Source organism: Actinomadura sp. 7K534, assembly GCF_004348575.1.
GTDB classification, from domain to species: Bacteria; Actinomycetota; Actinomycetes; order Streptosporangiales; family Streptosporangiaceae; genus Spirillospora; species Spirillospora livida.
On sequence record NZ_SMKB01000240.1, the window covers coordinates 1 to 10,639 of the forward strand.

Annotated in this window: 9 protein-coding genes; 4 read left to right on the forward strand and 5 right to left on the reverse strand. The window is 73.4% G+C overall.

Going from position 1 to position 10,639, the window contains the following annotated elements; genetic code table 11:
- Positions 1–442: 442 nt before the first annotated feature.
- Positions 443–922: a histidine phosphatase family protein gene (locus tag E1266_RS30785; protein WP_132053032.1), complete on the forward strand. Its 480-nt coding sequence runs from the start codon at positions 443–445 to the stop codon at positions 920–922.
- A 2-nt stretch (positions 923–924) separates the two neighbouring features.
- Here E1266_RS30785 and E1266_RS30790 read toward each other — a convergent pair whose 3' ends face one another.
- From E1266_RS30790 to E1266_RS30810, 5 genes are all read right to left on the reverse strand, one after another.
- A complete protein-coding gene (locus tag E1266_RS30790; RefSeq protein WP_165966276.1) occupies positions 925–3,234 on the reverse strand; it encodes an FUSC family protein in 2,310 nt (769 codons plus the stop codon).
- Between the two features lie 96 nt (positions 3,235–3,330).
- Entirely contained in the window at positions 3,331–4,554 is a 1,224-nt protein-coding gene (gene serB, locus E1266_RS30795) for a phosphoserine phosphatase SerB (protein ID WP_132053036.1), read from the reverse strand.
- 68 nt (positions 4,555–4,622) lie between these two features.
- Positions 4,623–5,678 carry an S-adenosylmethionine:tRNA ribosyltransferase-isomerase gene (locus tag E1266_RS30800; RefSeq protein WP_132053038.1) on the reverse strand — a complete coding sequence of 352 codons (1,056 nt, stop codon included), beginning with the start codon at positions 5,676–5,678 and terminating at the stop codon, positions 4,623–4,625.
- Positions 5,675–7,048 carry an MFS transporter gene (locus tag E1266_RS30805; protein ID WP_132053040.1) on the reverse strand — a complete coding sequence of 458 codons (1,374 nt, stop codon included), beginning with the start codon at positions 7,046–7,048 and terminating at the stop codon, positions 5,675–5,677. The genes E1266_RS30800 and E1266_RS30805 overlap by 4 nt, the downstream gene beginning before the upstream one ends.
- Positions 7,045–7,731, reverse strand: a complete 687-nt coding sequence (locus E1266_RS30810) for an SDR family oxidoreductase (RefSeq protein ID WP_132053042.1) — start codon at positions 7,729–7,731, stop codon at positions 7,045–7,047. The genes E1266_RS30805 and E1266_RS30810 overlap by 4 nt, the downstream gene beginning before the upstream one ends.
- Positions 7,732–7,955: 224 nt before the next feature.
- Here E1266_RS30810 and E1266_RS30815 point away from each other — a divergent pair, with 224 nt between their 5' ends.
- From E1266_RS30815 to E1266_RS30825, 3 genes are read left to right on the forward strand one after another with little or no spacing between them, the layout of a single operon-like run.
- Positions 7,956–9,098: a GAF domain-containing sensor histidine kinase gene (locus E1266_RS30815; protein ID WP_132053044.1), complete on the forward strand. Its 1,143-nt coding sequence runs from the start codon at positions 7,956–7,958 to the stop codon at positions 9,096–9,098.
- The gene (locus E1266_RS30820) at positions 9,095–9,802 is read left to right on the forward strand and encodes a response regulator transcription factor (RefSeq protein ID WP_132053046.1); all 708 of its coding nucleotides are present in this window, start codon (positions 9,095–9,097) and stop codon (positions 9,800–9,802) included. Before E1266_RS30815 ends, E1266_RS30820 begins: the two co-directional genes overlap by 4 nt.
- A 36-nt stretch (positions 9,803–9,838) precedes the next feature.
- Positions 9,839–10,624, forward strand: coding sequence for a protein phosphatase 2C domain-containing protein (locus tag E1266_RS30825; RefSeq protein ID WP_132053048.1), 786 nt, complete (start codon positions 9,839–9,841; stop codon positions 10,622–10,624).
- The last annotated feature ends 15 nt before the right edge of the window (positions 10,625–10,639 follow it).

Here is a 10,639-nt window from a genome sequence, read left to right on the forward strand (position 1 = left end):
CCACAAAAGACGCTCCAGCGCCAAGGCTGAACGGTCCTGTAATGCCCACGCAGCCCCCAGCCACCACAGCAACCCCACAACAACCCCAACGCCTGCGATCAAGTCCAAAGGCAGGTTTTGAGCATGCGAGAAACCTGATACCACCGCGAGCCCCAAGGGCGAGCTGGAGCACTGCGTCCCCGCCGCAGAAAGGCGCTCCAGCGCCTGGGCTGGGCGGTTTTGTGAGGGGCGCGGGGACCTCAGCCACCACAGCAACCCCGCGACGACCTGAAGGCTTGCGATCGCGTCCGAAGGCAGGTTCCGAGCCTGCGAGGAACCTGATCGCGCAGCGAGCCGCCAGGCGAGCCGGAGCGATGCAGCGATCGCGCGCATTGCCCGTTGAAGGGAAGGCGCTCTAGCGCCTGACCGCCGAGGGCAATGCAATAAGTACGAAGGGAGAGAGATGGAAGTGGGTACGCCGGTGCTGGTCGTGCTTCGCCATGCCAAGGCTGTCGCCGGGTTGTGGGTCGCGGACATCGATCGGACGCTGAACGATCGCGGGCGGCGGGATGCCGCGGCGGCCGGGGAGTGGTTGCGGGCGAACGGGCTCGTCCCGGATCTGGTGCTGTGTTCGACGGCGGCGCGGACGCGGGAGACGCTGGCGCTGCTGGACGTCGACGCCGAGGTGAGTTTCGAGTCGGGCATCTATGACAACGACCCCCGGGAGCTTCTCGAGCTGGTGAGCCGGACGCCGGACGAGGTGGGGAGGCTGCTGCTGGTGGGGCACAACCCGTCGGTGCACCAGCTCGTCTTCGATCTCGCCGGGCGCGCGCCGGCGCTCTTCCCGACGTGCGCGTTCGCGGTGATCGAGTTGTCGGGCGCGTGGGCGGACATGCATCCCGGTTCGGGGACGCTCCGCGCCACCCATACTCCGAAGGACTGACGTCAGGGGCGCGGTTCGGCGGCCTGCAGCGACGAGTCGATGACGGTTCCGGTGTCCTCGCGCAGCAGGCGGATGACGTGGCGGGTGCCGGAGACCTGCAGCAGGGCGTGCCGGAGCGGGGTGAACTCGTCCCGGTCGACGCCGGAGCTGAGTTCGGCGCGGCGGCGCCTGGTGAGCTTGGACAGGTGGGTGTCGAGGTCGGCGAGTTCCTCGCTGAGCGCTTCGGTGGGCGTCTCGGCCTTGGGGTCGTGCTCTTCGTCTTCGAGTAGTTCCGCGGCTTCTTCGAACTGGTCGGCGAGGCGGTCGAGGATTTCGGGGATCGGGCCGGTGTCCACGGCCTCTTCGCGGGACAGCTTGGCGACGGTGATGAGGTGGTCGCGGACGCGGTGCGCGGCGTCGACGGCGGTGCCGAGCTCGGTGATCAGCACGGTGTCGGGCAGCCGTTCGTGGCCGAGGCGGGTGCGGGTCTCGGCGACGGCCTCCGCGGCGCGCTCGGCGGCGACGATCTTGTCGTAGGGGAGGCGGGTGCGTTCGCCGGCGAGGACGTCGGCGGCGGCGCGGACGAGGTCGGCGTGCCGGTCGAGGAGGCGGCCGAGGAGAACGGGCAGGCGTTCTACGTGCCCGGCGGGCCACAGCAGCCGGACGGCGAGGTACGCGATGACCGTCCCGCCGAGGGTCAGGACGATGCGCTGGCCGGCGGTGAGCCAGTCGGAGGGCGTGCTGTACTCCAGCAGCATCATCGCGAGCGGCGTCCCGAACAGGGCCCAGTAGGTGTAGTTCACGGAGCGCATCGCGTAGCCGGCGACGGCGAAGCAGAAGGCGATGACCGCGATGGTGGACTGCCCGGGCGCGATGGCGAGGATGATCGCGGCGACGGCGGAGCCGGCGGCGGTGCCGCCGAAGCGCTGGACGAGGTGTTCCACGGTCTCGCCGTAGGTGGCGCGCAGGCTCAGCATCGCGGTGATCGTCATCCAGTGCCCGAACTGGAGGTGCAGCGCGGCGGCGAGCGCCATGGTGACCAGCGCCGTCAGGTAGACGCGCGACACCTGCCGGAACCGGGGGGAGCGGGTGCGGACGGCGTTGCGGATCCGGCCCAGGACCGGTGCCGGGCTGAGGGTGGCCGGCATCCGGGGCGGCGACAGGCCGATCCGCAGCCCGCCCGCGGTGATGCGGCGGGTGCGGGCGACCTCGCCGGCGATGCGGTCGACGGACCGGCGCACCTGGCCGATCAGCGCGACCGCGACGAGGTCCTCGTCTCCGGCGAGCCCGGCGCGCCGGATGTGCTCGGCGGCGCGTCCCATGCGCCGGACGGCGGCGGACTCCTCGCGGCCGAGCGGTGCCTCGCCGCCGGTGGCGATCGTGCCGGAGATCAGCCGGAGCCGCGCGGCCAGCGCCCAGATCGCCGTCTGCGTCTCCTCCTGCCAGGGGCGGTCCGGCGGGTAGTTCCTGGTGGCCTCCAGGACGGCCTGCAGCGTCACCGTCTCGTGCAGCACGCGGGCCAGTCCCTCGATGAGCCGCTCGGGCCGGGTGGGGTCCTGGCGCCCGCGCCCGGACCGGTAGAGCCCGTACGTGGCGCGGGCCGTGGTGAGCGCCTCCGACGCGGCCCGCCGCTTGGCCTCCCAGTCGGGGATGCGGGTGATGGCGAGCAGGTCGGGGTCGGTGACGTCGACGTCGTCGAGGAGGCTGGCGTCGGGTGCCCCGATCTCCTGCGCGACGGCGTCGAGCGCCTCGGCGACCGCGTCGGCGGTGTCGCTCAGCGCGGTGTTCAGGGGGCGCAGTCGCCGCGCGGGCCACGGCGCCAGCAGCAGGACGGCGACGAGCAGCCCGCCGATGAGCTCGAGCACCCCGATGAGGATGACGTCGGACGGCGGCCGGACCGCGCTGAGCAGGACCGCGAGCCCGGCCGTCGACCCGATCCGCGGTATGGCGGTGCCGAGGGCGACCAGCGGCGGCACCACGAGGACCGGCAGCCAGGTGCGCTCGCTCAGCAGCCCGCCGATCCCCGAGCCGACCGCGACGACCACGACGCCGACCGCGAGGTTCCGGGCCCGCGTCCCGTAGGGGCCTTCCGGGGCGCGCAGCGCGACGAGGTAGGCGCCGAGCGCGATCACGGACCCCTGGACGGCGTTTCCGGTGATCGTCCCGATGAACAGCGGCACCGCGATGGCGAGCGCCGCGGCGATGCCGTACATGGGCGTCGCGTGCCCCTGGGCCTGGACGATGGCTTCCCGTGCCCGCTGCAGTACCGGGGACCGTTCGCCGTCAGCCGGGCTCTCCAGGGCCGCCCGGCCCCGCCGCAGCCCGGCCCGCACCCTGGACCGCATCCTCAGCGCCACTCGTCCCCGCGGCCCCACGAGGCGGCCGGCGTGCGCCGCGCGGCCTGCGGGGGCGGGTGCACGCTCCGCTGCCTACCGGGCGGCCGGGGGCTCGTCGCCCCGGGCGTCGAGGGCGTCGGCGGCCTCGACCTCTTCGCGCGAGATCCCCAGGAGGAAGACGATCGTGTCCAGATAGGGGACGTTGACGGCGGTGTCGGCGGCCTCGCGGACGACGGGCTTGGCGTTGTAGGCGATGCCGAGGCCGGCGGCCTGGAGCATGTCGAGGTCGTTGGCGCCGTCGCCGATCGCGACGGTCTGGCTGACGGGGATGCCGGCCTCGCTGGCGAAGTGCTCCAGCGCGGCCGCCTTGCCGGCGCGGTCGATGACCGGGCCGTGCACCCGGCCGGTGATCTTGCCGTTCTCGATCTCCAGCGTGTTGGCGGCGGAGTAGTCGATGCCGAGGTCCTCGACGAGGGCGTCGGTGACCTGGGTGAAGCCGCCGCTGACGATGGCGAACTTGTAGTCGAGGCGCTTGAGGGTGCGGACCATGGTGCGGGCGCCCGCGGCCAGCCGGAGCTTGTCGCGGACGTCGTCGATGGCGGACGCGTCGAGCCCGGCGAGCAGCGCGACCCGCTCGCGCAGCGAGCCCTCGAAGTCGAGTTCGCCGCGCATGGCGGCCTCGGTGACCTTGGCGACCTCGTCGAGGCAGCCGGCGTGCTCGGCGAGCAGCTCGATGACCTCGCCCTGGATGAGGGTGGAGTCGACGTCCATGACGATCAGCCGCTTGGCGCGCCGGTGCAGGCCGCCGTGCTGGACGGCGACGTCCACCTGCTGCTCGGCGGCCTCGGCGGTGAGGGCGGCGCGGAGCGCGTCGGGGTCGGCGCCGGAGACGTCCATCTCGATGCAGGTAACGGGGTTCTGCGCGAGGCGCTCGATGCGGTCGATGTTGGCGCCGTGCGCGGAGATGCGGCCGGCGATGCCCGCCATGGCGGCGGGCTTCAGCGGCGCGCCGAGGACGGTGACGTGCAGCCGGCCGCGGCGCTTCGGCATCCGCTTGTTGCGGCCCGTCGACAGCTCGATCTCCATGTCGAGGTCGTTGGCGACGCGTTCGGCGGCGTTCCACACCCGGCCGATGTCGGCGCCCTCGCTGTAGGCGAGCAGGACGCCGAGGATGAGGCGGCCGCGGATGACGACCTGCTCCACGTCGGCGACGGTGAGCGGGAATTCCGCGAGTGTCCTGAAGAGACGCGACGTCACGCCGGGGCGGTCGCGGCCGGTGAGTGTGATGAGGAGCGTGCGCTGTCCTGACCCGTCCATAGCTGTTCCCAACGGTACCGGCCGCGACGTGCGGCCCGCGCGTCAGGTCCGCCATGCGAGACGAGGCGCTAGCCGGGCAGGATGAGGTTGGCGTCCCCGAACTCGTGCCAGAGGTAGCGCTCGGCCAGGGCGGATTCGTAGGTGGCGGCGAGCAGGCCGGGTCCCGCGATGGCGGTCAGCATCATCAGGTGGGACGACTTCGGCTCGTGCAGCCCGGTGAGGAGCCCGTCGACGGCCCGGACGCCGCGCTCCGGCGTCACGACGTGCTCGGTCCACCCCGCTGACGCCCGGACGCGTCCTGAGGCGTCCACGGACGTCTCCAGGGCGCGTACGGCGGTCGTGCCGACGGCGATCACCCGCCCGCCCCGGGAACGGACGTGCCCGACCAGCGCGGCCGTCGCTTCCGGGACCTCGTAGCGCTCGGCGTACGGGGGTTCGTGGGCCTCGGGGGACGCCACGCCCGTGTGCAGCGTGATCGGCGCGATGAGCACGCCGCCAGAGACGAGCCGGGTGACGAGTTCGGGGGTGAAGGGGCGTCCGGCGCTCGGCATCTCGGCGCCGCCCGCCGCCCGGTCGTGCGCGAACGCCGTCTGGTACGCGGCGACCGGCCAGTCCTGGCGCACGTACCCGTACCGGATCGGCGTCCCGTGCCCCCGCAGGTACGGGACGACGTCGGTGCTGAGCCTGGCCTCCCAGAGCCGGTCGGACTCCCTCGGCGACGGCCCGTCACGCCCGCTCGCGTGCCGCCTGACCAGGGTGAGCGTGGCGCCGCCCGGCATGGGGATCCATTCGCCGCAGCGGCCGCCCGAGTAGGGCCGGTCGGCCTTCCCGGCGCGGCGCCGCAGCTCCACGATCCACAGCCGGTCGTCCCCGCCGGGCACGGGCGTGGAGAAGTGCACGCTGATCCGGTCGAGCCGGACGGCGGCGGGCAGCGTGGCCGAGGTGTTGACGACGAGGAGGTCGCCGGGTTCGAGCAGCGAGGGGAGGTCGCGGAACCCGTGGTGGGAGACCTCTCCGGTGGCGCGGCGCGAGACGAGGAGCCGGACGCCGTCCCGGGCGCGGCCGCGCGCCTCGGGCGGTTCGTGCGCCTCCAGGGCGGCGGGGAGGGCGAACTCGACGGTCATGTGCGGGCCTCCAGCCGGAGTGCGGTGATCACGCCGAGGGCGGCGATCGCGGCGAACAGCGCCCCGGCGACGGCGAGCCCCGTGCCGAGCCGGGCGGCGCCGAAGCCGGCGACCAGCGCGCCCGCGACGCCGACCACCAGGGACGAGCCGAGGGTGTCGCTGATCTGGAGCGCGGACGAGTTGACGCCCTGCTCGCCCGCGGGCGACAGGTCGAGGAGCAGGACGGAGAGGCTGCTGATCGCGAAGCCCATCCCGGCGCCGCCGATCACCCACGCGGGGGCGGTGAGCCAGCCGGAGAACTGGAGCGCGCCGACGGACAGGACGATCCCGGCGGTGACGAGCACGGCGCCGAGCTGGACGAAGAACGTGCGGGGCCGCTTCGACCTGCTCTGGAGCTGGGCCGACGCCGACCAGCCGAGGGAGCCGACCGTCAGGACGATCCCCGCCTGCGCGGCGCTGAAGCCGTGCAGCCGGGTGAGCGCCAGGGGGATGAACACGCCGGTGCCGAAGAACGCGCCGGCGAGCAGCCCCCGGACCAGGACGACGCTCGGCAGCCCGCGCCGGAACCGCAGCGTCCCGGCGGGCAGCAGCTTCGGCAGCCCGTAGGCGAGACCCGCGAGCCCGGCGGCCGCGGCCGCCGCCATCGTCCAGCCGGGCCTGTCCAGGCCGTACAGGAAGATCCCGGCGCCCGCCGAGACCGTGATCGCGGCCAGGTACCGGCTCCGGCCCGGCACCGCGGCGCCGCCGCCCGCGAGGCCGGTGCCGCGCAGCGCCGGGACGAGCAGCAGCACCGGCGGGACGACCAGCGGGATCAGCCCGAGGAACACCCACCGCCAGCCCGCGTGCTCGGCGACGACGCCGCCGACCGCGGGGCCGATCAGCGACGGGAGCACCCAGGCGGCCGAGAGCGCCCCGAACACCCGGGGGCGGAGCTCCTCCGGATAGACGCGGGCGATCATGACGTAGAGGGCGACCAGTGCGATGCCCGAGCCGAAGCCCTGCACGGCGCGGCCCGCGACGAACAGCCACATGGACGGGGCCGCGCCCGAGAGCGCCAGGCCCGCGACGAACGTGCCGAGCCCGATCATGAACGGCCGCCCCGGACCCGACCGGTCGACCCAGCCGCCCGCCAGGACGATGGACAGCAGGCTCGTGATCAGGGTCGAGCTGAACCCCCACGCGTAGAGGGCCAGCCCGTCCAGGTCCCCGGCGATCAGCGGCATGACCGTGCCGACGGCCATGTTCTCGAAGGCCAGCAGCGTGACGACCGTGACGATGCCGAACGTCGGCCCACGGAACCCGGCGCCCAGCAGGCCGCGGTCGACGCCCGGCGCGGCCTTTGCGGGTTCGGGGTCGACGACGGCCGTCATCGCGCGGCGGCGGGTTCGGCGGGGAGGTCGGCGGCCCGGTACCGGCCGCTGGGCGGGCGGTCCGCCACCAGCCGCCGCAGTACGGCGGCCGTCCGCTCGGGAGGCGGGGCGGAGTCGGCGTCCTCGCCGGCCGCGCGCAGCATGGCGGTGTTCATCTCGCCTGGGTCCACCCACCAGACCGCGACGCCGGGCTCTTCCGCGGCCAGGATGTTGGAGAGCTGCTCCAGGGCCGCCTTCGACGACCCGTAGCCGCCCCACGTCTCGTAGTTCTCCGTGGCGGCGTCCGAGGTGACGTTCAGGATCGCGCCGCCGCGCTCCCGGAGGCCGGGCAGGAAGTCCTGGACGAGCGCGAGCGGCGCCAGGACGTTCGTCGCGAAGGTGTCCGCGAGGTCGGCGACGGGCAGCTCGGCCAGCCGCGGCATCGGCGCCGGGCCGAGGGTGCTCGCGTTGTTGACGAGCAGGTCGAGCCCGCCGTCCGCCGCCCGGACGAGGTCCGCGCGGTGCGCGGGGTCGGTGACGTCCCCGGCGACGGCCGTGACGCTTCCGCCGATCTCCCGGACGGCGGCCGACAGGGCGTCCGCGTCGCGCGCGTCGACGACGAGGTGCCAGCCGTCCCGGGCGAGTTCGCGGGCCAGGGCCCGGCCGAGCCCGCGGGAGGCCCCGGTGATCAGTGCTGTTCTCATGCCGTCGACGCTAGGAAACCGCGCGATCCGGGGCATCGGCCGACGGGTCCCCGGACGGTGGTCAGATGGTCCTAGGACCCGGGTCCGCCGCGCCCGCGCCGCAGATGGGGCGAACCGTGTGCAGGCTCGCCTTTCCCGGGGGAAGCGAGAAGACCCGGGCACCGAGTACGGTCTTCACAGTGAGTGCCGGAAGGCGCTCGTACCACGGGCGACGAGAGGCCGGGATGGAGACCGAGAGCGGCGGCTGCGGCGACCAGGGCGCGACCCTGCACGCCGTGAGCTCGGCCGTGCTCGCGGTGACCCGGCACCTGTCCGTGCACGAGGTGCTCCAGGTGATCGTCCGGGCGGCCGCGCAGCTGCTGGACGCCCGCTACGCCGCGCTCGGCGTGCCGGACGACGAGGGCTCGTTCGCCGAGTTCGTCGTCGAGGGCATCTCCGATGAGGAGTGGGAGCGCATCGGGCCGATGCCCCGCCAGCACGGGATGCTCGCCGCGATGCTGCAGGGCGACGCGCCGAAGCGGCTCGACGACATCCGCAAGGAGCCCGAGTTCGAGGGCTGGCCGGTCGCGCATCCCGTCCTGAAGGACTTCCTGGGCGTGCCGATCCTGGACGGCGAGGACGTCCTCGGCATCGTGTTCCTCGCCAACAAGCGCAGCCCCGGCGGCTTCACCGCGAACGACGAGGAGCTCCTCACCCTGTTCGCCGCGCACGCCGCGATCGCCATCACGAACGCGCGGCTCTACGAGCACAACCGCGAGCTGACGGTCGTCGCCGAGCGCAACCGCATGGCCCGCGAGCTCCACGACGCCGTCGCGCAGAAGCTCTTCTCGCTGCGGCTGACCGCCCGCACCGCGTCCACGCTGGCCGAGCGCGACCCGGCCCGCACCGTCCGGGAGCTGGAGCAGGTTGAGCGGCTGGCCGCCGAGGCGCTCAACGAGCTGCGCGCCGTGATCTTCGAGCTGCGCCCTGCCGACCTCGCCGACGGGCTGGTCCCCTCGCTGCGCAAGCACGTCGAGGTCCTCGACCGGGCCCACGAGGCCAGTGTGCGCATCGCCGCCGACGAAGCGGTGGTGCTGCCGGAGGAGCACGAGGCCGTCGCCTTCCGCATCACCCAGGAGGCCCTCTACAACGCGTTGCGACACGCCGGGGCGCAGACGGTCGAGGTGCGGCTGGCGACCAGCGACGGGAGCGCCGTCCTGGAGGTCGCCGACGACGGTTCCGGGTTCGACACGTCCGACGCGGCCGAGCCCCAGAACGGGCTGGGGCTCGCCTCCATGCGGGACAGGGCGTACTCCATCGGCGGGGGCCTCACGATCGACGCCCGGCCGGGGAAGGGCACGACCGTCCGGCTGGAGGTGCCGCTGTGAGCGCCAACGGCACGGGCCCGCGAGGTGGCACGATCAGGGTCCTGATCGCCGACGACCATCCGGTCGTCCGGCAGGGGCTGCGCACCTTCCTCGGCATCCAGGACGACATCGAGGTCGTCGGCGAGGCCGAAGACGGCGTGTCGGCCGTGACACTGGCCGAATCGCTGGAGCCCGATATCGTGCTCATGGACCTCAAGATGCCGGGCGCCGACGGCTTGGCCGCGCTGACGGAGCTGCGGGCTCGGGGGGTGGCGGCACGGGTCCTGGTCCTCACCAGCGTCACCGAGCGCGGGCACGTGCTGCCGGCGGTGCAGGCGGGGGCGGCCGGGTATCTGTACAAGGACGTCGATCCGCAGGCGCTGGTGCAGGCGATCCGGGCGGTCCGGGACGGGCACGTGCTGTTCGCGCCCGACGCGGCCGAGGCGATGCTGGCGGACGGCCCGGGGGGCGGGGCCGGCCGAGACGACCGCGGCCTGGCCGCGCTGACCGAACGGGAACGGGAGGTGCTCGTGCACATCGCGCGGGGGAGGTCCAACCGGGAGATCGCCCGCGCGCTCGTGGTGTCCGAGAAGACGGTCAAGACGCACGTCAGTAATCTGCTCATGAAACTGGGAGTCCAGGATCGGACGCAGGCGGCCCTGTACGCCGTCCGGCACGGCGTCGGCGCCCCCGGGGAAACCGGTGAAGCCACGGCCCGCGGCTGATACAACTCCTCTGACAGGATCGTCATCGAAATTGGTATGAACGTAGCAATCAGATACGCAGCAGGCAGCGACATCGGCTGCAACCGAGAGAACAACGAGGACTCGGGCTACGCCGGTGCGCGGTTGATCGCTGTCGCGGACGGGATGGGCGGCTACGCGGGCGGCGAGGTCGCGAGTTCCACCGTGATCGGCTCACTGCGCTCGCTGGACACCGACGCCCGCAAAGACGATCTTGTCGACGCGCTGGGCCGCGCGGTGGCCGAGGCCAACGAGAAACTCCGGCTCGCCCGCGAGGAACGTCCCGACCTGAGCCGGATGGGCACCACGCTCACCGCCATGCTCTGGGACGGCGAGTCCGTGGCGCTGGCGCACGTCGGCGACTCGCGCGGCTACATGCTGCGCGACGGCGAGCTGTACCAGATGACCCAGGACCACACGATGGACGAGCTGCTCAAGGCGGAGGCCGAGCAGGCCGGCCAGCAGGCCGACCCGGCCGAGACGTCGCGGCTGTCGCACGTCCTCTACCGGGTCCTGGACGGACGCGAGGACCGCGAGCCCGACCTGCGCCTGCGCGACGCCCAGCTCGGCGACCGCTACCTGCTGTGCTCCGACGGCCTGAGCGGCCCGGTCGACGCGCAGAAGATCTACGAGGTGCTGTCCGCCGAGGCCGACCCGCAGCGGGCCGTCGACCGCCTGATCGAGCTCGCCCGCGACAACGGCGGCCCCGACAACATCACCGCGGTCGTCGCCGACGTCGTCGAGTCCGAGCACGTCACCGGCTCCGGCACCCCCCTCGTCGTGGGCGCCGCCGCCAACGCCTGACCCCCAGCCCCACCT

Bases quoted from the DNA above. Each gene is read 5' to 3' on its own strand.
- E1266_RS30785 (WP_132053032.1), top strand. From the start codon at position 443: ATGGAAGTGGGTACGCCGGTGCTGGTCGTGCTTCGCCATGCCAAGGCT.
- serB (WP_132053036.1), bottom strand. From the start codon at position 4,554: ATGGACGGGTCAGGACAGCGCACGCTCCTCATCACACTCACCGGCCGC.
- E1266_RS30800 (WP_132053038.1), bottom strand. From the start codon at position 5,678: ATGACCGTCGAGTTCGCCCTCCCCGCCGCCCTGGAGGCGCACGAACCG.
- E1266_RS30805 (WP_132053040.1), bottom strand. From the start codon at position 7,048: ATGACGGCCGTCGTCGACCCCGAACCCGCAAAGGCCGCGCCGGGCGTC.
- E1266_RS30810 (WP_132053042.1), bottom strand. From the start codon at position 7,731: ATGAGAACAGCACTGATCACCGGGGCCTCCCGCGGGCTCGGCCGGGCC.
- E1266_RS30815 (WP_132053044.1), top strand. From the start codon at position 7,956: ATGGAGACCGAGAGCGGCGGCTGCGGCGACCAGGGCGCGACCCTGCAC.
- E1266_RS30825 (WP_132053048.1), top strand. From the start codon at position 9,839: ATGAACGTAGCAATCAGATACGCAGCAGGCAGCGACATCGGCTGCAAC.